18 protein-coding genes are annotated in these 24,952 nt (G+C 69.8%); 9 read left to right on the top strand and 9 right to left on the bottom strand.

Annotation, left to right across the window (positions count from 1 at the left end):
* Positions 1–12 precede the first annotated feature (12 nt).
* The 4 genes from CES90_RS04305 to CES90_RS04290 form a co-directional block, all read right to left on the bottom strand.
* Positions 13–894 carry a sulfotransferase family protein gene (locus CES90_RS04305; protein WP_229913803.1) on the bottom strand — a complete coding sequence of 294 codons (882 nt, stop codon included), beginning with the start codon at positions 892–894 and terminating at the stop codon, positions 13–15.
* Positions 895–1,052: 158 nt separating this feature from the next.
* Positions 1,053–4,100: an alpha-mannosidase gene (locus CES90_RS04300; protein WP_189782951.1), complete on the bottom strand. Its 3,048-nt coding sequence runs from the start codon at positions 4,098–4,100 to the stop codon at positions 1,053–1,055.
* A 73-nt stretch (positions 4,101–4,173) separates the two neighbouring features.
* Positions 4,174–5,514: a 6-phospho-beta-glucosidase gene (locus tag CES90_RS04295; protein WP_189782952.1), complete on the bottom strand. Its 1,341-nt coding sequence runs from the start codon at positions 5,512–5,514 to the stop codon at positions 4,174–4,176.
* A 136-nt stretch (positions 5,515–5,650) separates the two neighbouring features.
* Positions 5,651–6,400, bottom strand: a complete 750-nt coding sequence (locus CES90_RS04290; protein WP_189783184.1) for a DeoR/GlpR family DNA-binding transcription regulator — start codon at positions 6,398–6,400, stop codon at positions 5,651–5,653.
* Between the two features lie 126 nt (positions 6,401–6,526).
* On the opposite strand from CES90_RS04290, the gene CES90_RS04285 reads away from it, so the two are divergent.
* From CES90_RS04285 to CES90_RS04255, 7 genes are all read left to right on the top strand, one after another.
* Complete coding sequence (locus CES90_RS04285; protein ID WP_189782953.1) at positions 6,527–7,549, top strand: carbohydrate kinase family protein; 1,023 nt, start codon at positions 6,527–6,529, stop codon at positions 7,547–7,549.
* A 92-nt stretch (positions 7,550–7,641) separates the two neighbouring features.
* Entirely contained in the window at positions 7,642–8,928 is a 1,287-nt protein-coding gene (locus CES90_RS04280; protein ID WP_189782954.1) for an extracellular solute-binding protein, read from the top strand.
* Complete coding sequence (locus CES90_RS04275; protein WP_189782955.1) at positions 8,928–9,890, top strand: carbohydrate ABC transporter permease; 963 nt, start codon at positions 8,928–8,930, stop codon at positions 9,888–9,890. The genes CES90_RS04280 and CES90_RS04275 overlap by 1 nt, the downstream gene beginning before the upstream one ends.
* A 12-nt stretch (positions 9,891–9,902) precedes the next feature.
* Entirely contained in the window at positions 9,903–10,766 is an 864-nt protein-coding gene (locus CES90_RS04270; RefSeq protein ID WP_189782956.1) for a carbohydrate ABC transporter permease, read from the top strand.
* Complete coding sequence (locus CES90_RS04265) at positions 10,766–13,720, top strand: glycoside hydrolase family 2 TIM barrel-domain containing protein (protein ID WP_189782957.1); 2,955 nt, start codon at positions 10,766–10,768, stop codon at positions 13,718–13,720. Before CES90_RS04270 ends, CES90_RS04265 begins: the two co-directional genes overlap by 1 nt.
* A gap of 66 nt (positions 13,721–13,786) precedes the next feature.
* Positions 13,787–15,628: a LamG-like jellyroll fold domain-containing protein gene (locus CES90_RS04260; RefSeq protein ID WP_189782958.1), complete on the top strand. Its 1,842-nt coding sequence runs from the start codon at positions 13,787–13,789 to the stop codon at positions 15,626–15,628.
* Between the two features lie 24 nt (positions 15,629–15,652).
* Complete coding sequence (locus tag CES90_RS04255) at positions 15,653–17,329, top strand: PHP domain-containing protein (RefSeq protein ID WP_189782959.1); 1,677 nt, start codon at positions 15,653–15,655, stop codon at positions 17,327–17,329.
* A 102-nt stretch (positions 17,330–17,431) separates the two neighbouring features.
* Here CES90_RS04255 and CES90_RS04250 read toward each other — a convergent pair whose 3' ends face one another.
* The 4 genes from CES90_RS04250 to CES90_RS04235 are packed head-to-tail and all read right to left on the bottom strand — an operon-like array spanning position 17,432 to position 21,249.
* Positions 17,432–17,887 (bottom strand): MaoC family dehydratase, encoded by a 456-nt coding sequence (locus CES90_RS04250; protein ID WP_009301942.1) that lies wholly within the window; start codon positions 17,885–17,887, stop codon positions 17,432–17,434.
* A 12-nt stretch (positions 17,888–17,899) separates the two neighbouring features.
* Complete coding sequence (menE, locus tag CES90_RS04245; RefSeq protein ID WP_189782960.1) at positions 17,900–19,405, bottom strand: o-succinylbenzoate--CoA ligase; 1,506 nt, start codon at positions 19,403–19,405, stop codon at positions 17,900–17,902.
* A 51-nt stretch (positions 19,406–19,456) separates the two neighbouring features.
* Entirely contained in the window at positions 19,457–20,332 is an 876-nt protein-coding gene (locus CES90_RS04240) for an amidohydrolase family protein (RefSeq protein WP_189782961.1), read from the bottom strand.
* Complete coding sequence (locus CES90_RS04235; RefSeq protein WP_189782962.1) at positions 20,332–21,249, bottom strand: SDR family NAD(P)-dependent oxidoreductase; 918 nt, start codon at positions 21,247–21,249, stop codon at positions 20,332–20,334. The genes CES90_RS04240 and CES90_RS04235 overlap by 1 nt, the downstream gene beginning before the upstream one ends.
* 243 nt (positions 21,250–21,492) lie before the next feature.
* Between CES90_RS04235 and CES90_RS04230 the strand changes: the two genes are divergently transcribed.
* A complete protein-coding gene (locus tag CES90_RS04230; RefSeq protein ID WP_189783185.1) occupies positions 21,493–21,918 on the top strand; it encodes a MarR family winged helix-turn-helix transcriptional regulator in 426 nt (141 codons plus the stop codon).
* A 4-nt stretch (positions 21,919–21,922) separates the two neighbouring features.
* Entirely contained in the window at positions 21,923–22,750 is an 828-nt protein-coding gene (locus CES90_RS04225) for an IclR family transcriptional regulator (RefSeq protein WP_189782963.1), read from the top strand.
* A gap of 161 nt (positions 22,751–22,911) precedes the next feature.
* On the opposite strand, the gene CES90_RS04220 is transcribed toward CES90_RS04225, so the two are convergent.
* Complete coding sequence (locus CES90_RS04220) at positions 22,912–24,708, bottom strand: sulfatase-like hydrolase/transferase (RefSeq protein ID WP_189782964.1); 1,797 nt, start codon at positions 24,706–24,708, stop codon at positions 22,912–22,914.
* Positions 24,709–24,952 lie beyond the last annotated feature (244 nt).

Raw genomic sequence — 24,952 nt, 5'->3', positions numbered from 1 at the left:
GGGATCACTGAGTTACGCGGAGTAGCCCCATGCCCTTGCCAGTTCCTTGAGGCGGGGCGGGAGTTCTGCGGTGGGGTCGGCCTGGCGGGCCTGCTGGATGCGGCCGGACTTGATCGTGGAGGACCAGTCGCCGAGCTGGGGGCGGAACGTGCCGTGGTCCTTGGAGCCGTAGTCGAGCATGGCGGACTCCCAGGGGATGTCGAGGTAGTCGCAGATGCCCTGGGTGACCTTTTCCGGCTCGGAGGTGAGGTCCTCGTACGTGATGACATGGACCGGCAGGTTCTGGCGGGCCTCTTCCAGCTTCTCGCTGTAGGAGAGGACCTCGGCCCGGATCGCCTCGTGGTCGGGGTCGGTACGGCGGCTGGTGAGGGACTGGACGACCGCGCCGGGGTGGCGGAGCAGCAGGATGTAGCGGGCGTCCGGCCAGCATCGCTCCAGGCGCGGCCAGATGAGGGTGTTGGGCGGCGTCTTGTCGACGATGATCCGCTTGCCGCTGCGGCTGAGTTCGAGGTGGAGAATCCGGTCCCAGAGGACGTGCTCCAGCTCGGTCTTGTCGAGTTCGAGCGCCTGCATGGCGGGCGCGGTGAAGTCGCGGGAGAGATGGACGTGAACGGTGCGCAGATGCATCTCGTGCGGGGCACGGATCTGACTGTGGCTGTTGAGGATGACCCGCAGCAGCGTCGAGCCGGAACGCACCGAGGAGAGGACGAACACCGGCGACTCCACCAGCCGGGGCGCACGCGGAGCCACGTACTTCGGCTCTTCGGCGCCGGCCTCGGTCCGGGGCGCCGGAACGGCGTTCAGGGGCTTCTTCGGCGGGCTCACCGCCTCGGCGATCAGTCTGCCGCGGCGCCTCAGCCCCTTGCCGATCGCTGACATTCGCGGGTCTCGCACGATGACACCTCACAACTCTCACTCGCATTATCCCGTATCACACGGTCGGTAAGAGAACTTTAGGTGTCATGAAGGGAACGAACGGGGGTCGCGGCGGGTAACCCACCCGCCGCGACCTGGGCTTTTACGTGTTTCTTAATTCTTGATGGGAACGGCGGTCACGACTGCCCCACCGCCAGACGCAACGTTTTCACCTCGAATGGCCTCAGGGTCACGGGAACACCGTCGCCGTCCGTGGCCGCCTCCGACAGGGGGCGCTCCAGCAGGTCGGTGATCTGGGCCCCGGCGAGCGGGAATCCGGTACGCAGAACGCCCTGGGCCCGGCCGCCGCGCGACTCGTACAGCCGGACGACGACGTCGCCGGACTCGTCGTCGGCCAGCTTGACCGCCTCGACCGTCACGCCCTCGCCGTCCACGGAGACGACCGGATCGGGTGCGCCCGCCGCGTCCGCGACGCGCAGCGGCAGGTTGAGCGCGTAGCCCTCGGCGACGGCGTCCTCGATGGTCGCGCCCGGGAGGAGGGAGTAGGTGAGGCGGTGCTTGCCCTGGTCGGCCTCGGGGTCCGGGATGCGCGGGGCGCGGACCAGGCTGAGGCGGACCGTGGTGGTCGTACCGCCGTCCTCGCGGACCGTGCGGGAGACGTCGTGGCCGTAGGTGGAGTCGTTGATCACCGCGACGCCGTAGCCGGGCTCGGCCACGTGCACCCAGCGGTGGCCCGACACCTCGAAGCGGGCCGCCTCCCAGCTGGTGTTCGTGTGGGTGGGGCGCTGGATGTGGCCGAACTGGATCTCGGCGGAGGAGTGCGGGGCACGGACGTCGATCGGGAAGCCGGCCTTGAGGAACTTCTCCGCCTCGTGCCAGTCGATGTCCGTCTCGAAGTCGATACGGGGGCTGCCGGCGCGCAGGGTGATCGTCTGGGTGATCCTTGAGCCCTTGCCGAACGATCGCTCTACGCGGATGGCGCCTCGGAGCGGGTCCTCCTCGACCACGGTGACGGAGTCCGCCTCCAGCAGGTCCGTGTAGCGGTTCTTGTAGTGCTTGTCGACGTCCCAGGCGTCCCAGTAGTTGGGGAGGTCGGTGTGGAGGCGGAGGAGGTTGCCCTTGTCGCCGAGGACTTCGCGGTCGGCCTTCAGGTCGCGGACCGAGGCGAGGGTTCCGTCCTCGGCGATCTCGACTCGGACCAGGCCGTTGTCGAGGACACGGCCGGAGACGGTGACCGGGTGCGGGGGTTCGGTGGGGGTGAGGGGTGCGCTGCCGTTGGCGGGAACCTGTACGTACGCCAGTGCGTCCGCAGGCGTACGTACCACCTCGGCACGGTCGCGCGGGCTGGTGTTGAAGACACGTGTGTCACCGGCACCGAGAGCCGCGACCGCTGCCGCCGTCAGCTCCTCCAGTTCCTTCGCCACCCGTGCGTACTCCGCCTCTGCCTCGCGGTGCACCCAAGCGATCGAGGACCCCGGCAGGATGTCGTGGAACTGGTGAAGGAGGACCGTCTTCCAGAGGCGGTCGAGCTTCTCGTACGGGTACGAGTAGCCCGGTGCGTGCAGCGCGGCCGTGGTCGCCCACAGCTCGGCCTCGCGCAAGCGGTGTTCGGACCGCCGGTTGCCCTGCTTGGTGCGGGCCTGGGAGGTGTACGTGGCGCGGTGGAGTTCCAGGTAGAGCTCGCCGTTCCAGACGGGGGCGTCCTCGTACTCCTCGCGGGCCTTGGCGAAGAACTCGTCGGGGTGCTCGACCACGACCTTCGCCGAGCCCTCCAGGTCGGCCAGACGCCTCGCCCGCTCCATGATCTCGCGGGTGGGGCCGCCGCCGCCGTCGCCCCAGCCGAAGGGGGCGAGGGAGCGGGTGCCGGCGCCCTTCTCGGCGTAGTTGCGGACGGCGCGGGCCATCTCCTCGCCGCTGAAGCGGGCGTTGTAGGTGTCGACGGGCGGGAAGTGGGTGAAGATGCGGGTGCCGTCGATGCCCTCCCACCAGAAGGTGTGGTGGGGGAACGTGTTGGTCTGGTTCCAGGAGATCTTCTGGGTGAGGAACCACTCGTTGCCGGCGAGCTTGGCGAGCTGCGGGTAGGAGGCGTTGTAGCCGAAGGAGTCCGGCAGCCAGACGCCCTTGGTCTCGATGCCGAAGTGCTCGATGAAGAACCGCTTGCCGTGGACGAGCTGGCGGGCGATGGCCTCGCCGCCGGGCAGGTTGCCGTCGGACTCGACCCACATGCCGCCGACGGGGGCCCACTGGCCCTTCTCGACGGCCTTCTTGATCCGTTCCCAGACGTGCGGGTAGTTGTCGCGCACCCACTCGTACTGCTGGGCCTGGGAGCAGGCGAAGATGAAGTCCTCGTACTCGTCGGCGAGCGCGGTGACGTTGGAGAACGTACGGGACGTCTTGCGCTTGGTCTCGCGGATGGGCCACAGCCAGGCGGAGTCGATGTGCGCGTGGCCCACACCGGACACCACATGCGCGCTCGCGTGGGCGGGCTTGGCGAGGACGGGGGCCAGGATCGCGCGGACGGCGGTGGCGCTGCCGGAGACGTCGTCGAGGTCGACGGCGTCCATGGCCCGGTCCAGGGCGTGCAGGATCTCGTGGCGGCGGGGCTCGTGCTCGCCGAGGTGGACCATCAGCTCGCGCAGTACCTGGAGGTCCAGGTCGAGGTGGAAGACCTCCTCGTCGAGGACGGCGATGTCGGCGCGCTGGAACGTGTACAGCGGCTTGTCGCCGGCCGTCAGGATGTCGCCCAGCGGTGTGATCTTCGAGAAGTTGTCGGCGAGGATGTCGGGGTTGGAGGCCGCCTCGACCAGGTAGTCGATGGTCTCGCCGCCGCTGACCGGGTTGCCGATCGGCACGTACTGGTTGAGCGGGTTGACCGCCTTCAGGGGGGTGCCGTCGGTGAGGTGGACGAGGGCCTCGGCCTGGTTGCCTGGCCAGTCGCCGACGAAGCCGAGGTCGATGACGGCCTCGACACGGCGGCCGGCCCACTCGGCGGGCACCTGGCCGTGCATCCGGAACCAGGTCGTGCCCCACGGCGGGCCCCATGGTGTGTCCATGGCGAAGGGCGTGTACGAGGCGGCCGCGGCCTCCTCGAAGGGCACGGGCTCGCCGGGCGCCTGCCAGGCCTCGACCTGGAAGGGCACGGAGGCCGCGTAGATCGCGGGCTTGATGCGCTGGGTGTGGACGCGCTCGACGCGTTCCTCGATGCGGCGGCGTTCGTCGTGCATGGCCGTGGGTCTCCTAGGAGTGGGGTGCGGCTTCAGTTGAGCATGGGGAGGCTGCCCACGGCAGCCCGGGGTTCTACTGCAGGTACCCGAGGCCGGGGTGCACCGCCGTGTAGCCCTCGACGAGGCGGCGTGCCACGTTCACCGAGTCGACCAGGGGGTGCAGGGCGAAGGCCTTCACGGCGGTCGCACGCGCACCCGACTCGGCGGCGGCCAGGACCTCGCGTTCGACGGCCTTGACCGCGCAGACCAGGCCGGTGGCGTGGTCGGGCAGCGGGTCGACGGCGACCGGGTGGGCGCCGTTGGCGTCGACCAGGCAGGGCACCTCGATGACGGCCTCGGTGTCGAGGACGGAGAGGGTGCCCTTGTTGCGGACGTTGAGGATGAGGGTGGTGCGCTCGTCGCGGGCGATGGCCCGCATCAGGGCGAGGGCGACCTTCTCGTAGCCGCCGGAGAGGTCGTCGGCGTCGCGTTCGCCGGCGCCCGCGGTCTCCCGGTTCTCCGACATGTAGGTGGCCTCGCGCTCGGCGCGGGTGCGGTCCCATGCCTTCAGGGCGTGGGCGTCGGGGCGCCGCATCTCCTCGTAGAACTGCGCCTGCTGGTCCTTGAGGAAGGCGCCGCGGGTCTTCTCGGCCTGCTGGTAGGCGCGGACGGCTTCGCGGTTGAAGTAGTAGTAGTGCAGGTACTCGTTGGGGATGGCGCCGAGGGACTGGAGCCAGTCCACGCCGAAGAGCTTGCCCTCCTCGAAGGAGCCGAGGAGGTCGCGGTCGGCGAGCAGGCGGGGGAGTTCGTCGCGGCCGGCGACGCGCAGGCCGCGGACCCAGCCGAGGTGGTTGAGGCCGACGTAGTCGATCCAGGCCTCGCCCGGGTTGGTCACGCCGAGCACGCGGGCGATACGGCGGCCGAGGCCGACCGGTGAGTCGCAGATGCCGATGACGCGGTCGCCGAGGTGGCGGGACATGGCCTCGGTGACGAGTCCTGCCGGGTTGGTGAAGTTGATGACCCAGGCGTCGGGAGCGAGTCGAGCGACTCGCTGGGCGATGTCGACCGCCACGGGCACCGTGCGCAGGCCGTACGCGATGCCTCCCGCGCCCACGGTCTCCTGGCCGAGCACGCCTTCCGCGAGGGCCACCCGCTCGTCGTTGGCCCGGCCCTCCAGGCCGCCGACACGGATCGCGGAGAAGATGAAGTCGGCGCCGGTGAGGGCCTCGTCGAGGTCGGTGGTGGCGGTCACCTCGGGGGCATCGGGCACGTCGGCCGCCTGCTCGGCGAGGACGCGGGTGACGGCGGAGAGCCGCTCGGCGTCCAGGTCGTGCAGGACGACTTGGGTGACCCGGCCCTCGGCACGGTCCCCGAGGAGCGCCCCGTACACGAGGGGCACCCGGAATCCTCCGCCGCCCAGAATCGTCAGCTTCACGCAACTACCACCCTTTGCCGATCGTGCATTCGTGCCGACTGTTCCGACACGTGTCAGCCCTCCCCACACGGGTGCGGGTCGGGCCGTCGTCGTGGATCATTCCGCCGCCGGCGTGGTTCATGCCCCCGTACGCGGGTCATGCCTTCACGACCTCCACCCCGGCCTCCTCCAGCGACGAACATGTCGCCTGGTCGGCGGGATCGTTGGTCACCACCACGTCGAGTTCCCCGGGACCGCAGACCCGCGCCATCCCCGTACCGGGAAACTTGGCGGAGTCGGCGAGCAGGACGACCCTGTCGCTGGCCTTGATCATCGCCCTTTTCACGGGGACCTCGACGACGGTCGTGTCCATCACCTGGCCGCCGGGCCGCACTCCGCTGGTGCCGAGGAACAGCCAGTCGGCGTGGAGCTGACGGAGGTTGTCCTCTGTGAGGAAGCCGACGAGGGAACGGTACTCGCGGCGGACCATGCCGCCGAGCAGCACCAGCTCGATGCCCTCGTCGTCGGCGAGCTCCTCATAGACCACCAGGTTGCTGGTGATCACGGTGAGGCGGCGGCCGTGCAGCTGCCGGGCCAGGCGGTAGGCGGTGGTCCCGATGTCGAGCAGGACGGACTGGCCGTCGCGGACCATCGACGCGGCCTTCGCCGCTATCGCGTCCTTCTCGGCCACCCGCACCTCGGCCACCTCGGCGAAGGGCTGGTCGCCCTCCTCCACGACCGCGCCGCCGTGCACACGCGTGAGCAGCCCCTCCTCCTCCAGTCTGACCAGGTCACGCCTGATCGTGGCGGGGCTTACACCGAGCTGCTCGGAGAGATCGGTCACGGCTGCGGGGCCGCCTGATCTCAGGGCCCGCAGGATGAGTTGGTGTCGTCGTTCTGCCAGCACGCGCTGAACAGTACTCGTCATTCCCAATCATTTCCATGCTCACTTCTGCTCGGGTATTGACCAATCCCCCGGAGCAGCGCACGATTCCGGGCATCGATTTGAAGAGTTCTGACGAGAGGTGCGCACGTGGACGACGACCGGCCCGACGTGCTGCTGACCGGGCTGCTCTTCTACGACCTCGTCCTCACGGGGTTGGGAAGGCCACCCACGCCAGGCGAGGAGATCTGGACCGACGGCATGGGCTGCGGCCCGGGCGGCATCGCCAACCTGGCGGTCGCCGCCGCCCGCTTCGGCCTGAACACCTCCCTGGCCACGGTCTTCGGCGACGACCACTACGGCGCGTACTGCCGTGACGTCCTCGCCGGCCAGGAGGGCCTGGACCTCTCCCTCTCGCGCACCGCGGACGGCTGGCACACCCCCGTCACCGTCTCGCTCGCGTACGGCAATGACCGCGCCCTGGTCACCCACGGGCAGGAGCCGCCGCACTCACAGGACGAGCTGATGCGCACCCCGCCGGAGGCGCGCACGGCGCTCGTACACATCGAGGCCGAGCCGCGCGAGTGGCTCGCCAAGGCCGCCGCGAACGGCACGCACATCTACGCGGACGTCGGCTGGGACCCCACCCAGCAGTGGTCCCGCGACCTCCTGGACCAGCTCGCCCTGTGCCACGCCTTCCTCCCCAATGAGACCGAGGCGATGGCGTACACCCGTACCGACAGCGCGGTCGCGGCGCTCGGCACACTGAGCGAGCTGGTTCCGGTGGCCGTGGTCACCCGCGGCGGCGAGGGCGCGATCGCCGTGGACCAGACGACCGGCGAGTACGCCGAGGTCCCCGCCCTCGACGTCGACGTGCTCGACGCGACGGGCGCCGGTGATGTCTTCGGCGCGAGCTTCGTCGCGGCCTCCCTCGGCGGCTGGCCCCTGGTGGAGCGGCTGCGATTCGCCGTGCTGGCCGCCGGACTCTCCGTGGGCCACCACGGCGGAGGCCTGGCCGCACCGGGCTGGTACGGCGTCCATCAGTGGTGGTACGCCCAGACCGACCCCGAGGTCCGGCGCGCCTACGACTTCCTCGCCGACCGGCTGCCGAGCGACCCGGGCCCGCCGGTGCGGTACGCCCCGGTCACTCCCCCGAACCTCACCCCCCGCTGAACCACCCCTGCACCCCCTGCACCCCCTGCACCCCCTTGTTGGTCCCCTCGTACGCCTCGTACGTCGAAAAGATCCGAAAGGCGGTGGGAGCTGTGCGGCTCTCACGAAGAGGCCTGCTGCACGCGGGCCTGGCCGGTACGGCCGCCACGGCGCTCGGCGGCCTCACGTCCGGCTGCGCCGTCCCGTACGGCTCCAGTGGCCGGAACATGGTCCTGTGGTACTGGAGCGGCGGGCTGAGCGACACCGTCGTGAAGAAGGCCACGGCTCGCTACGGCAGCGCCGTCGACCTCAAGCCCATCCAGATCGGCGGCTACTACCGCTCCAAGCTGATCACCACGATGACGGGGCGCTCCCATGTCCCCGACATCGCCGGTCTCAAGGGCGAGGACATGGCCTCGTACCTGCCGAACGCGGGCCAGTTCGTGGACCTGCGCACGCTCGGCGCGGAGAAGCTCAAGGGCCAGTACCTGGACTGGAAGTGGCAGCAGGGCATCGCCGAGGACGGCTCGATGGTGGGATTCCCCATCGACTGCGGTCCGGTGGTGCACTACTACCAGGCCGCGGTGTACGAGAAGGCGGGGCTGGCGTACGAGCCCGACGACGTGTCGCGCGAGATGGACACGTGGGAGAAGTTCTTCGCCGCCGGTGAGCAGCTGAAGAAGCGGGTGCCCGGCGCGTTCCTGCTCGTCGACGCGAGCGCCGTGTTCGAGAACTCCGTCGGGCAGAGCACCAAGCGGTACGTCGACAAGGACCGGAACTTCATCGGCGACGAGGAGCACATCCGCACCGCCTGGGACCGGGCCGTCGAGGCGAAGCGGCGCGGCCTCGTCTCCAGCATCGTCAACGGCACCCCGGACTTCAACGCGGCCACCGAGAAGGGCCTGTTGCCCACCCAGCTGGGTGCCTCGTGGGCTGCGGGCGACCTCAAGCTGGGTCTGCCGAAGACCAAGGGCCAGTGGCGGGTGGCCGCGATGCCGGGCGGGGCGGCCAACAACGGTGGCTCGTTCCTCTCGATCACCAAGGCCTGCCGGGAGCCTGAGCAGGCGTTCGAGATCATCGGCTGGATCCTCAACGCGGACAACCAGGCCCAGGGCTTCGTGGACGCCGGGCTCTTCCCGTCCACCCCCGCCTCGTACGAGATGAAGAAGCTGCGCGAGCCGGACCCGTTCTTCGGTGACCAGATCACGATGGATGTCTTCGGGCCGGCCGCCGAGAAGATCCCGGTCTCGTTCAACAGCCCGTTCGACGTGGCGCTCGGGCAGCCCATCAAGGACGAGATCAAGAACGTCGGCGTCCTGGGCAAGGACCCGAGGAAGGCCTGGAGTGACGCCATGAGCAAGTGTCGCCGCATCGCGAAGCACCTGGGGGTGACCTACTGATGGCCACCGTCCCCGCGCTGGAGAAGCCCCCGGTCGTCGTGGTCGAAGCCCCGGTCGAGGCCCCGAAGAAGGGCATCCTCAGCTACTGGCGGCTCTACGCCGCGATTTCCCCCTTCTATCTGCTCTTCCTCGCCTTCGGCCTGATCCCCGTCGGCTTCTCGCTCTACGTCTCCTTCCACCGGTGGGACGGTCTCGGCTCGATGGAGTGGGCGGGGCTGTCGCAGTACCAGTACCTGCTGAGCGACAGCGACTTCTGGGGCTCGGTCGGGAACACGATCGTCATCTGGGCGCTGGCGACCTTCCCGATGATCTTCCTGGCGCTGGTCACGGCCGTGATGCTCAACTCGGCGGTGCGGTTCAAGAACCTCTACCGGTTCGCGTACTTCCTGCCGAACGTGACCTCGGTGGTCGCGGTGGCCATCATCTTCGGATCGGTGTTCTCCACCAACTTCGGTCTGGTGAACGCCCTGCTGCAGGCGGTCGGTCTCGACCAGGTGGCGTGGCTGAACACCCCGTGGGGCATCAAGGTCTCCATCGCCACCCTGATGACCTGGCAGTGGACCGGCTACAACGCGATCATCTTCCTCGCCGGGCTCCAGACGATCCCGAGCGATCTGTACGAGGCGGCGCGGATGGACGGCGCCGGGCCGGTGCAGACGTTCTTCCGGATCACGCTTCCGCTGATGCGGCCGGTGCTGCTGTTCGTGCTCGTGGTTTCCACGGTCACGGGTCTGCAGAGCTTCTCCGAGCCGCAGATCCTGCTGCAGACCACGGCCAACGAGTCGACGTTCTCGGGCGGTCCCGACCACGCCGGCCGGACGATGGTCCTCTACTTCTTCCAGCAGACCTTCGACAACAACGACTTCGGCTACGGCGCCGCCGTGGCGTGGGGCATCTTCCTCGTCGTCGTCCTCTTCTCGATCATCAACTGGCGGCTGGTGCAGCGCCGGCGCGAAGAATAGGAGGCCGCCACCATGGCATCCGTCCAGGGCGCACGGCGCCCCAAGGCCATCAAGGGCACCCGCGGCAGAGGTTTTGCCCTGCACGCGTCGCTGATGCTCGGCGTACTGCTGTCGGCGTTCCCGTTCTACTGGGCGATCATCATGTCGACCCACACGTCGACGGAGATCTTCTCGTATCCGCCGAAGCTGCTGCCGGGCTCGCACTTCCTGGAGAACACGCGCAGCCTCTTCGACAACATCGACTTCTTCGGTTCGATGCTGAACTCGCTGCTCGTGGCCGTCTCGGTGACGTTCCTCGTACTGTTCTTCGACTCACTGGCCGCGTTCGTCTTCGCCAAGTTCCAGTTCCCCGGGCGGCGGCTGCTGTTCGCCCTCATGATGATGATCTTCATGGTTCCGGCGCAGCTCGCGGCGATCCCGCAGTTCGTGATCATGGCGAAGATCGGCTGGGTCGGTTCGATGACCGCGCTGATCGTGCCGGCGGCGGCCAACGCGTTCGGTATCTTCTGGATGCGCCAGTACATGAAGGGCGCGATCCACGACGAACTGCTGGACGCCTCGAAGCTGGACGGCGCCGGGTTCATGCGCCAGTACTGGCACGTGGCGCTCCCGGTGGTGCGGCCGGGGCTCGCCTTCCTCGGCATCTTCACCTTCATGGGCCAGTGGAACGACTACGCCTGGCCGTTGATCGTCCTCACCAACCCGGACAACGTGACCCTCCAGGTCGCGCTGTCCCAGCTCAACGGCGTCCACGGCACGACGGACTACGGGATGGTCATGACGGGCGCGCTCCTCGCCCTGATCCCGCTGTTGATCGTCTTCGCCATCGGCGCCAAACAGATCATCGCCGACCTCGGCAAGGGAGCCATTCGCTGATGCCTCGCGATCCACTGATCGCCCTCCGCCCCTGGGAGTCACCCGAGGTGACCTCCTGGGGGCGGTTGCCCATGAGCGCCGTCGACCGTCGCGACCGGGCGCTCTGCCTCGACGGACAGTGGCGGTTCCAGCTGCTGCCGTCGCCCAGGCACGAGCCCGGCCCCGGCTGGTCCTGGGCCGGGCTCCCGGGTTCCTGGGCCCTGCACGTCGCGGAGGACCCGCCGCGGTACACCAACGTCCGTATGCCGTGGCCCGAGTTCCCGCCCGAGGTGCCCGCCGCCAACCCGACCGGTGTGTACGAGCGGGAGATCGACATACCCGCCGACTGGACCGGCCGCCGGATCGTCCTCCAGGTCGGCGCCGCCGAGAGCGTGCTGCTCGTCCATGTGGACGGGCAGCCCGTCGGCATCTCCAAGGACTCCCACCTCGCGGCCGAGTTCGAGCTGACGGGCCTGGTGCGCCCCGGCTCGCCCGCGACCGTGCGGCTCACCGTCGTCAAGTGGTCCGACGCCTCGCACATCGAGGACCAGGACCAGTGGTGGCTCGGCGGCATCACCCGCTCGGTTCTGCTGTACGCCACCGATCCGCTGTATCTCGCGGACGTGACCGTGCGGACGAGGTGCGACGGGGAGCTGCGCGTGGACTGCCGGGTGCGGTCGGCCGAGGCGACGGGCGCGCTGCCCGGCGGGTGGTACGTCAGCGGGGAGCTGGACGGCCTCGGGCTTGTTCAGGACACCGAGTTCGACCGGGTCAGCAAGGAGGACGAACGGGTCTCCGACTTCCTCGGCGAGGTCCGGCTGCGGACGGTCGTACCCGAGGTGCGCACCTGGACCGCCGAGACCCCCGAGCTCTACGGCCTCACCGTCCGGCTGCACCGCGCCGACGGCACCGTCGCCGACACCTCGCACCACCGGATCGGCTTCCGCGAGGTCGAGATCCGCGGCCGGGACCTGCTCGTCAACGGGGAGCGGGTCTACATCCGGGGCGTGAACCGGCACGACTTCCACCCCCTGACCGGCCGTACGGTGTCGTACGAGGAGATGCGCGCCGACCTGGTCACGCTGAAGCGGTTCGGCTTCAACGCGATCCGCACCTCCCACTATCCGGGCGACCCGAGCCTGTACGACCTCGCCGACGAGCTCGGCTTCTACGTCGTCGACGAGGCGAACATCGAGTCGCACGACCACGCCCATGAGATCGCCGACGACCCGCGCTATCTGAACGCCTTCGTGGACCGCGTCTCCCGTATGGCCCTACGGGACAAGAACCACCCGTCGGTGATCATCTGGTCGCTGGGCAACGAGTCCGACTACGGGGCCCATCACGACGCGGCGGCGGGCTGGCTGCGCCGTCACGATCCGACGCGGCCGATCCAGTACGAGGGCGCCGCCAAGCTGGACTGGGCGGCCACGGACGACGCCTCCGACATCGCGTGCCCGATGTACGCGCCCATCGAGGACTGTGTCGCACACGCGCTCTCCGGTGAGCAGACCCGGCCGCTGATCCAGTGCGAGTACTCGCACGCGATGGGCAACAGCAACGGCACGCTCGCCGACATGTGGGCCGCCATCGAGGCCACCCCAGGTCTTCAGGGCGGGTTCATCTGGGAGTTCTGGGACCACGGCATTCTCCAGCGTGTGAACGACGGACGACCGGCCGGGCGTGGGGGCGCCGGGCTCTACGAGAGCGGAGTCACCGCCCCCGGCCATCGCTGGGCGTACGGCGGCGACTTCGGCGAGACCATCCACGACGGCGCGTTCATCGCCGACGGGGTCGTCTTCCCCGACCGCACACCCAAGCCGGTGATGTACGAGCACCGGGAGATCGCCTCGCCGGTACGGCTGTCCGTGGAGGGCGAGGGCAGCTGGCGGGTGCTACGGGTGCACAACAAGCAGCACTTCCGTGATCTGTCGTGGCTGGCCGCCGAGTGGGAGTTCGCGGCGGCCGACGGCGGCAGCTGGACCGTGCCCGCCCAGCTCCCCCACGTCCCGCCCGGCGGCTCGGCCGTCGTCGACCGGCCCGAGGTGCCGGGCGGGGCCGGCGAGATCTGGCTGACGCTGCGCGTGACGACGGCCGCCGACGGATCCTGGGCACCGCGCGGCACCGAGGTGTGCAGCCCGCAGGTGCGGTGGTACGAGGCGGACGAGGGCGAGCCGATGGTGGGCTCCGAGGGCGAACTGGGCCACGTGCCTGCGCCGGAGACGGACGAGGACGGGCTGCTGCTGCACCCGCTGCTCGCCGCCCCGCCGACGCTGAGCCTGTGGCGCGCCCCTACCGACAACGACGTACTCGGTGGCATGGCCGGCCGTTGGCGCGAGCTGGGCCTGGAGCGGCCGGAACGGGAGACGGTCTCCGTGGAACGCAAGGATGCCACGGTGCGGGTCCGGTCCCGCTGGCTGACGGGTGCCGGGGCCGTCGAGCACGAGCAGACGTTCACGGCGCTGGTCGACGGCCGGATCCTCGTCGAGGAGACGGCGGTGCTGCCCGAGGAGCTGACGGACGTGGCCCGCGTCGGCACGGTCTTCGAGACCGCCGACGGCTTCGACCGCCTCGCCTGGTACGGGCAGGGCCCTTGGGAGAGCTATCCGGACCGCGCGGCCGGGGCGCCCGTCGGGCACCACGCGGCAGCCGTGGACGAGCTGTTCACCCCGTACCTGCGCCCCCAGGAGAGCGGAGGACGGCACGGTGTACGGCATTTCACGCTCTCGGGAGACGACCACGTCCTGGCGGTACGGCTGGACCGACCGCGTCAGGTCTCGGTCACCCGTCACCGCGCGGAGGAGCTGGCCGCCACCGCGCACCACGACGAACTGGAACCCCGGCCGGGATGTGTGGTGCACATCGACGCGGCCCACCGAGGGCTGGGCACCGCCTCGTGCGGCCCTGACACCTCGCCTTCCTATCTGATCCCACCAGGTGTCCACCGCTGGGCGTGGACGCTGCGTGCCCTCTGATCCCACCCCTCATTCGCTGTTGTCACCCGTTGTTGTCACCGCTGTTGTCACCTTCACGGAGCACCTGTGTGTACTTCGCATGACCACGAGCAGGGCGAGGCCGCCCAGGCCGGCGCCGGCAGACGCAACTTCCTGCGTGCCACCGCCCTGATGGGCGCCGCTGCCACGGCCGTCGCCGCACTCCCGGCGGCCACGGCGCAGGCCGCGCCGGCCGAGTCCCGCACCGCCGCTTGGCGGCCCGATCCGGACAGCCGCCGTTTCACGCTGGCGGTGATGCCCGACACCCAGTACCTGTTCGACGGGCCGAGCATCGACAAGGCGCCCGTCGAGGCGTCCCTGCGCTACCTGTTGGAACACGGCCGGGAAGAGAACATCGTCTTCCTGTCCCACCTCGGTGACCTCACCCAGAACGGCACGAAGGAGGAGTGCGCGGCGATCGGTGAGGCGTTCCGGCTCCTCGACCGGCGGGGTGTGGGCTACAGCATCCTCGCGGGCAACCACGACGTGAGGTCGTCGACGACCGACCAGCGGGGCTCGACCCCGTACCTGGACGTCTTCGGCCCCGACCGCTTCAAGGACAAGGCCACCTACGGAGGTTCCTCCCCGGACGGCTACAACTCCTTCCACCTGTTCAAGGCGGGCGGCCGGCAGTGGATGGTGCTGGCGCTGGACTGGCGGCTGTCGGACAAGGGATACGCCTGGGCGAAGGAGATCATGGCGCGGCACCCGAAGACGCCGGTGATCCTGACGACCCACGAACTGGTCGTGGAGGACGACGCGTTGTCGTCCTACGGTCAGCAGCTGTGGGACCGGCTGATCAAGGACCACGACCAGATCTTCCTCACCCTCAACGGTCACTACTGGCCCGCCGGCCGGGCGACCCGCAAGAACGCGGCGGGACATGACGTCCACCTGCACCTCACGAACTACCAGAACCGGTACTTCGGCGGCGCGGCGATGATCCGCCTCTACCACTTCGACCTCGACCGGAACGCCATCGACGTGGAGACGATCTCCCCGTGGATCCTGGGCCGGGCCGCGAAGGGACTCAACGAGCTGGAGCGACAGGAGATCGAACTCTCCGGCGACGCCGACCGGTTCACGGTCGACATCGACTTCGCCGCCCGCTTCAACGGCTTCGACCCGGTGGCCGCCCGCGCGGAGCGGCCCGTGTCCAAGCTGCTGATCCCGGGCACGGTGGCGTACTGGCGGTTCGACCAGGCCGTGAGCGACACCGTCCGCGACCGCTCCGGACGCGGCAACGACCTCACCCTGGTCACCGTAGGCGGCGGCAGGCTGGGCTGGTCCGCCGACCACCACCCCGACCAGCCCGGTCACGGCAGCCTGGAGTTCCAGGGCTTCAAATCCCCGCTCAAAGGCGCCTATCTGCGTACGGTCGACGGTGCCCCGCTCAACTCGGCGACGTTCGCGAACGGCTACACCATCGAGGCGTTCTACCGCCTCCCGGCCGACTGGAACCCCTCCCACAACGCCTGGTCGGGCCTGGTCAGCCGCACCGGCACAGGCGGCGCCGCCGGCAAGACCGCCGACGACCCGGACGAGCCGCTCGCCACCCTGTCCCTCTCCAACGACCGCGAGCCGCAGTGGGCCATGCGCCCGCTCAACCAGCAGGGCATCGCCACCAACTGGGGCCAGGAGACACCCCTGGAGACCTGGTGGCATCTGGCGGTCGTCAACGACGGCGAGCACACCACCCTGTACGTGGAGGGCTGCCCGGTCGTCCGCAACCCGAAGGCGGCCTCCGTCGGCATCACCTCCGTGGGCCTGCCGTGGCTGCTCGGCGGCTACGAGTACGGCGGCAGGATCGACCAGATCCTGTACGGCCGCCTCGGCGACGTCCGCATCGTCGAACGGGCGCTGCCCGTCATGTCGTTCATGAACCGCTGACATCCCCGGAAGGCCTGTACGACCATGTCCGAGCAGCAAGAGCAGCAACTGCCCGCCTGGGCCGACCCGTCCGTCTCCCCCAACTCCCTGGACCCGCAGGGCCTCTCCCGCCGCGGGCTCCTCCGCGGCGCGGGCCTGTTCGGGGCCGCGTTCGCGATGGGCTCACTGGCCACGCCCGCGACGGCCGACTCCCGCCCCTACGGCGGCGACGACCCGCGCCTCGCGTACCTCGTCGGCGACCACCACATCCACACCGTCTACAGCCACGACGCCAAGTACACGTTCTCCCAACTGGCCGCCGCGGGCGCCAAGTACGGCCTTGACTGGCTGGTGTTCACCGAACACTCCAACATCGGGCACGCCAAGTACGGTGCCTCGCTGGAGCACGAGGAGATCCTCAAGGCCCGCGCCGAGAACCCGCGTCAGCTGATCTTCCAGGGCCTGGAGTGGTATATCCCGGCCGCCGAACACTGCACCGTCTTCACGGCCCCCGGCCCGAACGAGGTCGACGTCCTCACCCGGTTCGAGAACGCCTACGACGGCAAGCTGCTCGGCTACGCCGAGGGTTCCGTGGGCGGCGCGGCCACCGCCCGCAACGAGGAACACGCGGTCAAGGCCATCCAGTGGCTGGCCGAGCAGCGCCGCACCGGCTACATCGACGACGTACTGGTGCTCGCCAACCACCCCATGCGCCTGGGCATCGACTCCCCGCACGAGATGCGCAACTGGCGGGACGCGGCCCCCGAGATCATGATCGGCATGGAGGGCGCACCCGGCGCCCAGGGCGCGGCCATCCCCGGCTGGCGCGGCACGACCTCGATCCGCGGCGAGTACGAGAACAAGCCGTCCGCCCAGTCCTGGCCCGGCTACCCGGCGGAGGCGTACCTCACGTACGGCGGTTTCGACTGGGCGACGGCCACGGTCGGCGGCCTCTGGGACTCGATGCTGGCCGAGGGCAAGCTGTTCTCGATCACCACCAACTCCGACGCCCACCGCATCGTCTTCGACACCTGGAAGAACGGCGACTGGGCCGCCGGCCAGAACTTCGACAACACCGGCAGGCTCCCCGACCCCGTCAACACCGACACCCCGCAGCCCGGCAGCGACTTCTGGCCCGGTCAGTTCAGCCGCACCCACGTCGGCGTCACCCGCTACGGCTACCGCGCCGTGATGTCGGGCCTGCGCGCCGGCCGCGTCTGGCTCGACCACGGCCACCTGCTGGACGGCCTGGACGTCCGGGTGAAGCGCACCCACGACCACGGCCGGGGCGTCACCCTCGGCGGCCGCCTCCGCGTCCGCAAGGGCGAGAAGCTCACGCTGAACGTGACGGTGACGACCGCTTCGCGTCCCAACCCCCAGGGAATCCTCCCGGAGTTGGCCCACGTGGACGTCGTCCGGGGGACGGTGCAGGGTCCGGCCGCCGACCGGGACGTCTGGAAGGCCCCGGACACGAAGGTCGTCCACACGACGGACGTGACCGGCCGCAAGGGCACGTACACCCTGCGCATTCCGCTCACGGCCGGGGACGAGTCCTTCTACGTCCGCCTGCGCGGCAGCGACGGCAACCGCAACGGAGCGGGTTACCTGGGCGCATCGGTCGACCCCCACGGTCCGATCCCCCACGCGCCGGGCAACGGCGACCCGTGGGCGGACACGTGGTTCTACTCGAACCCGATCTTCGTGGACGTATCAGGAGGCTGAGGGGGCGCGCCCCCTCAAGGGGCGCGGGGAACTGCGCGACCAGCCACGACGGTCCCGCAGTTCCCCACAACGCCTGCCCCTGCGGCGCTCCAAGCGGAGCGCTTACGCGTAGAAGCGGGAGAGGCTCTGCAGCACAGCCGCCGGCTTGGCCCCACCCTCGATCTCGATCGTGCCGTCAACCGTGATCTGCACGCCCCCCGGCACGTCCTCCACCGACGCCAGCTTGCCCACGAGCCGAATCTTGGACCCGACCTTCACCGGCGAGGGGAACCGCACCTTGTTCAGCCCGTAGTTGACCTTCGTCGAGACACCCTCGACGTCCAGCAACTCGGTGAACAGCGGAATGAACAGCGAAAGGGTCAGATACCCATGAGCGATCGGGGCCCCGAAGGGGCCCTCCGCCGCCTTCTCGGGGTCGACGTGGATCCACTGGTGGTCCCCGGTGGCGTCGGCGAACGTGTTGATCCGCTCCTGGGTGACCTCGATCCACTCACTGGCCCCGAGGTCGCTGCCCGCGAGCTTCTTCAGCTCGTCGATGCCGTTCACGGTGATGCTCATATCGTTCCTTACCTAAGAGTTGGTGCCGTAGTGCTTGCGCACCCGGGCCTTCAGCAACTTGCCGGAAGCGGTCCGCGGAAGCTCGTCCGCGATCACCACCGACTTCGGGATCTTGTACTTGGCCAGCCGCCCCGCGAGGGACGCCAAGACCTCGTCCGCGTCCAGGGCGGCACCCTCCCGCGGCACGACCACGGCCCGCGGCACCTCGCCCCACTTCTCGTCCGCCACGCCGATCACCGCGCACTCGACGATGTCGGGGTGGGTGAGGAGCTGGTCCTCGATCTCGGCGGGGTAGATGTTCTCGCCCCCGGAGATGATCATGTCCTTGATGCGGTCGACGATGTAGACGTACCCGTCCTCGTCGACCCGGGCGGCGTCCCCGCTGCGGAACCACCCGTCGGCGAATACCGCGGCGGTCTCCTCCGGCAGCCCCCAGTAACCGGGCATGACATGCGGCCCACGGACCACGACCTCGCCTGTTTCGTCGACGTCGACCGGTGTCATGTCCGGCCGTACGACCCGCACATCGCTGAAGAAGTGCGGTACGCCCGCCGACCCGGCCTTGCTCACGGCGTGCTCGGCATCGAGGAACAGCGTGCCGGGGGCGGCCTCCGTCATGCCGTAGCCCTGGAGGAAGGTGAGCCCGCGCTCCTGGAACTTGGCGATGAGCGGGGTCGGCACCGGCGAACCACCGCACGACAGCATCCGCAGCGAGGACAGATCGGCGTCGGCCCAGCGCGGATGACGGGCCACCTGGTCGAACATGGTCGGCACCCCGAACATGAAGGTGATCCGGTGCCGCTCGATGAGGTCGAACGTGGCCTCGGGGACGAATGCCTCGACCAGGACGCACGTACCGCCCTTGAGCAGCACGGGCAACGTGAGCATGTTCAGCCCGGCCGTGTGGAACAACGGCGCGGAGACCAGGGCGCGCTCGTCGGTGATGATGTCCTGGTCGACGAGCACGTTGACGGCGTTCCAGATGATGTTGCCGTGTGTGAGCATCGCGCCCTTGGGGCGGCCCGTCGTCCCCGAGGTGTACATGATGATGCAGGTGTCGTCGGCGGTGACCGACTGGTCGATCGGCCCGGTCTCCGCCCCGGCGAGCAGCGCCTCGTACTCGGTACCCACCTCGACGTACGTACGGACGTCGGTGTCGCCCGGCAGCCCCGCGACGAGTCCGGTGAACCCGGACGCGTACACCAGTGCCTTGGCTCCGGAGTCGGCCAGTTGATAAGCGATCTCGGGCCCCGCGAGGCGGGTGTTGAGCGGGACGAAGACCGCGCCGAGGGTTCCGGCGGCGAACAGCGTCTCCAGGTACGAGGGGTGGTTGGGCCCCAGATAGGCGATCCGGTCCCCTCGGCGTACGCCGGAGGCGCGCAGCGCGTGGGCGAGGCGCGTGGTGCGCTCGTGCAGTTCCCCGTAGGTGATGCTCGTGTCCCCGTGGATCAGCGCGGTACGCCCGGGGGTCTTGCGGGCCCGGCGGGCGGGCCACGATCCCAGTCCCTCATTGCGCATGTCTGTGCCCCTGTCCCTCATTGCACATGGGGTGTGTCCTTAACCGTGTCGTCATGGTTTCGTCAGGCCGAGCAGCCGGGCGGCGTTCTCCTTCAGGATCTTCGGCTTGACCTCGTCCTTGATCGACAGCTTCTCGAAGTCGGCGAGCCAGCGGTCGGGGGTGAGGACGGGGTAGTCGGAGCCGAAGAGCACCTTGTCCTTCAACAGGGTGTTCGCGTACTGCACCAGCTGCGGCGGGAAGTACTTCGGCGACCAGCCGGACAGGTCGATGTGCACCCCCGGCTTGTGCGTGGCCACCGCCAGCGCCTCGTCCTGCCAGGGGAAGGAGGGGTGCGCCAGGATGATCTTCAGATGCGGGAAGTCCGCGGCGACGTCGTCGACGTGCAGGGGGTTCGAGTACTTCAGCCGGATGCCGCCCCCACCGGGCACACCGGCGCCGATGCCCGTCTGTCCGGTGTGGAAGAGGGCGATCGTGCCGGTCTCCTCGATGACCTCGTACAGGTCGTACGCCACCGAGCGGTCGTTGGGGAAGAAGCCCTGGATGCTGGGGTGGAACTTGAAGCCCTTCACCCCGTACTCCTCGACCAGGCGGCGGGCCCGCTTGACGCCGGCCTTGCCGCGGAAGGGGTCGATGGAGGCGAAGGGGATGAGTACGTCCGCGTTGGCGGCGGCCGCCTCGGCGACCTCCTCGTTGGGGACGGGCTCGGTGCCGGTCGCGGACTCGGCGTCGACCGTGAAGATCACGGCGGCCATCTTCCGCTCGCGGTAGTACGCGGCCGTCTCCTCGATGGTCGGCTTCCGCTTGCCCTCGACCTTGAAGTAGGCCGAGGAGGCGTCGTGCAGATCGTCGTCCAGGGAGGAGGTGCCCTTGGAGGACACCTCCGCGTGGGTGTGGACGTCGATGGCGACCAGTTCCTCGACGTTCATCACGCCTCCGGGATCTTCGGGGCGGGGACGCCCACGGTCTGCGGCTCGGAGCCCAGCGAGGTCGGCCAGACGTCGGCGAGGGCCTCGGGGGTCCAGCCGCCGTTCGCGTACGCCGTCTTGATCTCCTGCGGATGCGACCAGAGTGCCACCTTGTCGCCGCCGATGCCGATGGCCTGGCCGGTGACCCCGCGGGCGGCCTCGGAGGCGAGGAACGGGATCAGGGCCGCGCAGTCCTCGGGGGTGCCGAAGCCCTCGCCCTTGCGCAGGAAGTCCGGGAACGGCTTGCCCTCGCGCAGCGCCTCCACATACGGGGCGAAGACCGGGATGGTCTCGGTCATGGCGGTGGCGGCGACCGGGATGATCGCGTTGACGGTGATGTTCGCGCGGCCCAACTCCATGGCCCAGGTGCGGGCGAAGGCGGCGATACCGGCCTTGGCGGCGGCGTAGTTCGTCTGGCCGAAGTTGCCGCGCTGGCCGGCCGGGGAGCCGACGAGGATCAGGGAGCCGCCCTCGCCCTGCTCGCGCATGCGGATGGCGGCGGCGCGGGCGCAGGTGAAGGTGCCCTTGAGGTGGGTGGTGATCACCGCGTCGAAGTCGTCGTCGGACATCTTCCACAGCACCTTGTCCCGCAGGATGCCCGCGTTGGTGACCAGGATGTCGAGTCGGCCGAACTCCTCCACCGCACGGTTCACCAGCTTGTCGGCCGCCTCGGACGTACCGACCGGCACGACCTCGGCCACGGCCTTGCCGCCCGCCTCGGTGATGGACTTCACGGCCGCTTCGGCCACGGCCTCGTCGATGTCGTTGACGACCACGGAAGCGCCGGCGGCGGCCAGGGCCTGTGCGTAGGCCAGGCCGAGGCCTCGGCCACTGCCGGTGACGACGGCGACCTTGCCGGTGAGATCGATGCTGGGCACGAGTGGGGTCCCTTCAGGTGGCGGTGCGGCGTCGAACGCTTGGCGAGCGTCTGCCGACTGCGGCTACGAAATCGAAGTTAAGAGCAATAGTTGTTGACGTCAATAGTTGTTGTTGCCAGATCTTTGGGGCATGCTGGGGTAGTACGTATGCGCCGCCCCTCTCCCGGGGCCTCGACCAGGGAGTCCGCCATCGCCGGCCAGCAGACGCAGAACCCCGCCTCGATCGAAGGGCGCGAGCCGTGGATGCGCGGGCTGCACGCGGACACGGGGTATCTCCTGTACCGCCTGGGCCTGCGCTCCGGGCAGCTGTTCAACGCCTCGCTCCAGGAGTCGGGCCTGCGGCTGCGGCACTACGCGCTGCTGCGCCTTCTCGCCACCTCGCCGGGTGCGCTCCAGCGGGAGCTGAGCGCCTCCCTCGGCTATGACCCGAGCGCGATCGTCGGGCTGGTGGACGACCTGGAGAAGCTGGGCTTCGCCGAGCGGCGCCCCTCCCCCGACGACCGCCGCAGCCGGATCATCGTCCTCACCGAGGACGGCCGCTCCTTCCTGCGGAACACCGACGAGGCCGGGCAGCGCGTCACGAACGAACTGCTCGGCCCGCTCGACGCCGCCGAGCGCGACACGCTCCATGTACTGCTGCAGAAGGTCGCCGAAGCCGGACTGGGGTGACGCCATGCCGATGACCACCGACGCCCTGCCGACAGCGGGGGCCGCCCGCTCCGCCCCCGACCGGCTGCTCGCCGTGCTGGCCGCCTTCGACCACGACCACCCGGCGCTCTCGTTGACCGACATCAGCCGCCGGGCCGGGCTGACGCTCACCACGGCCCATCGGCTGGTGGGCGCGCTCACCGAGTGGGGCGCCCTGGAGCGGGACGCGTCCGGTGTCTACCACGTGGGTCTGAGGCTCTGGGAGATCGCCGCGCTCGCCCCGCGCGGGCTCGCGCTGCGCCAGGTCGCGCTGCCGTACCTGGAGGACCTGTACGAGGCGACGCACGAGAACGTGCAGTTGGCGGTGCGTGACGGCGACGAGGTCGTCTACATCGAGTGGCTCTCCGGGCGCTCGGCGGTCGGCGTCCACATCCGGGTGGGCGCCCGCTGGCCGCTGCACGCCACGGGCGTGGGTCTGGCACTCCTCGCGTACGGCGAACTCGCGGCCCAAGAGGAGTACTGCCAGGGGGAGTTGGCCTCCTTCACCCCGTACACCATCACCGACGGAGCCCAGTTGCGGCGGGCGCTCGCCGAAGTACGCCGTACGGGTGTGGCGGTGAGCAGCCGTCAGGTCACGGAGGACGCGCTGTCGGTGGCCGCCCCGGTGCGCGGGCCGGGCGGAGCCGTGGTCGCCGCCGTGTCGGTGGTGGTGCCGCAGGCCGGCGCGCAGGTACCGGTGCTGGCCCCGGCGGTCCGGGTCGCGGCGCGCGGCATATCACGGGCGCTGGGCTGGCGGCCGGACGAACCCCGACGCGGATCGGCGATCCCGGGCCGGGGCACTTCCTCGTCCTGAGCGGTGCCCGACGCGTCCTGAACGGTGCCCGACGCGTCCTGAACGGTGCCCGACGCGTCCTGAACGGTGCCCGACGCGTCCTGAACGGTGCCCGACGCGTCCTGAACGGTGCCCGACGCGTCCTGAACGGTGCCCGACGCGTCCTGAGCGGTGCCGAGCGGTTACTTCTTCACCAGCGACTGAGCCGCGTACGTCACCGTCGCGCCCGCGTGGGTGGCGGTGCCACGTGCCGTGAGCCAGCCCTGTCCGGCGTCCGCGGCGGGGGTGACCTCCCAACGGGTGGTGAAGCGGCCGCCGGAGCGGATGCGGTCCGTGGTCACCGGCCCGAGCGCCCGCACCTGCCAGCTGTTCGGCGCGGTGAGGGCGAGCCGGGCGGCGGTCCAGGGCCGGGCGGAGCCGTTGGCGCAGGTGGCCGTGACGAGGAACTTGCCGTTCTTCCGGGTCACTTGGAGGCTGACTCCGAACGGCTTGCGCTTGTACGTGTCCACCCACGAGGTGTGCATCAGGGCCACCAGCGCGTCGGCCTGGGCGGGCCGCCTGGCCGCCAGGTTGTTGCGCTCGCCCGGGTCGCGGGCGAGGTCGTACAGCTCGACCTCCCACTGGCTGTCGGGCGCGTCCCGGCTCTGCCCCGGCGCGAACCGCACCGCCTTCAGATTGCCGCGTCGCACCGCCTCCGCCGCCCGCTTCGCGCGGCCCTGGTCGACCCGGTCGGCGCGCGGGGTGACGCCGTTGTGGTTGCGGTAGAAGTACAGATGGTCGTGGCGGGCGGCCTGGTGACCGCCACCGCGCAGCAGCGGTGCCACGGAGAGCCCGTCGATGTCGGACGGGGCGGGCGCGCCCGCGAGGTCGGCGAGCGTCGGCAGCAGATCGATCAGCGGGGTCGGCCGGTCGGTGGTGCCGGCCGGGACGCGCCGCGGGGACCAGGCGATGAGCGGGACGCGGATGCCGCCCTCGTACAGGTTGCGCTTGTAGCCGCGCAGCGGGCCGTTGCCGTCGAAGAGGTCGGGGTTGGTGCCGCCCTCCTCGTGCGGGCCGTTGTCGCTGGTGACGATGACGAGGGTGCGCTGTGCGATGCGGTGCCTCTTGAGCCGGTCGACGATGTTGCCGACGAGCGTGTCCAGGCCCGTGACCTGGGCCGCGTGCTCCTTGTCGGGGCGGGACCAGGGCTTGTCCGCGTACTCGCCGACGTTCGGGGCGAGGCTCGGGGCGTGCGGCACGGTCGGGGCGAGGAACAGCAGGAACGGCTGGTCCTTGTGGGTGTCGACGAAGCCGAGGGCGCGCTCCTCGAGCAGGTCGGGCGCGTAGACCTTCCGTGCGTCGTCCCGGTTCTCGGGGATGCCCTGCTTCTTGTCGTTGTCCCACAGGTACGTCGGGTAGTAGTCGTGGGCGTGCTTGTGCGTCAGATAGCCGTAGAACTCCTCGAAGCCACGGGCGTTGGGGTGGCTCGGCTGGTCCGGCTCCTCGGGGCCGAAGCCCCACTTGCCGATGAGTCCGGTGCGGTAGCCGAGGGCACGCAGCGCCTCCGCGAAGGTGAAGTCGTCCTCGGTGAGGCTGCCCTGGCCGCCGGGACCCCACGGGTTCGTGCGCACGGTGGCGTGGCCGCTGTGCAGGCCGGTGAGCATGGAGGCGCGGGCGGGGGCGCAGACCGGTGCGGGCGAGTAGGCGTCGGTGAAGCGCAGGCCCTCGGCTGCCAGGGCGTCCAGGCGCGGGGTGTGGATCAGTTTCTGCCCGTAGGAACCGAGTTCGCCGTAGCCGAGGTCGTCCGCGAGGACGACCACGAAGTTGAGCCGCTGCGACGGGGCCTGGGCCGCGGGCACGATCGACACGGGCGGACGACTGGCCTCCGCCGCGGCGTCGCCGGCGGCCGCCTTGCGTCCCTCGTGCGCGACACAGCCGGCCACCGCTCCGGTCGCGCCGAGGGCGGCGGTCCCGGCGAGAAAGCGACGGCGGCTGGACATACGGACTCCTTGGATGACGGTCGTCGGGTGGTCGTGATCCGATCATGGACTGACACTCGGAGCACAACCATGCACAGGGCATGAACACCTTGTTGCGGCAGGTCATGGGGGACCGCGGTGATCAACTGTGCGACCCCCGACCGTAGAGAGGGGGAATCCGGCGTTCTGGTTCCCCTCACAGGCAGTGATCTTGCCAGTGGCCGACGACAGCGCGCACACCGGGCCCGCCCATCAACAGCGCTCC

The sequence above is a fragment of the Streptomyces capitiformicae genome (assembly GCF_002214185.1).
Taxonomy (GTDB): Bacteria; Actinomycetota; Actinomycetes; order Streptomycetales; family Streptomycetaceae; genus Streptomyces; species Streptomyces capitiformicae.
The sequence above is the reverse complement of the archived record's forward strand: the minus strand, read 5'-3'. Positions and strand labels throughout refer to the sequence as shown.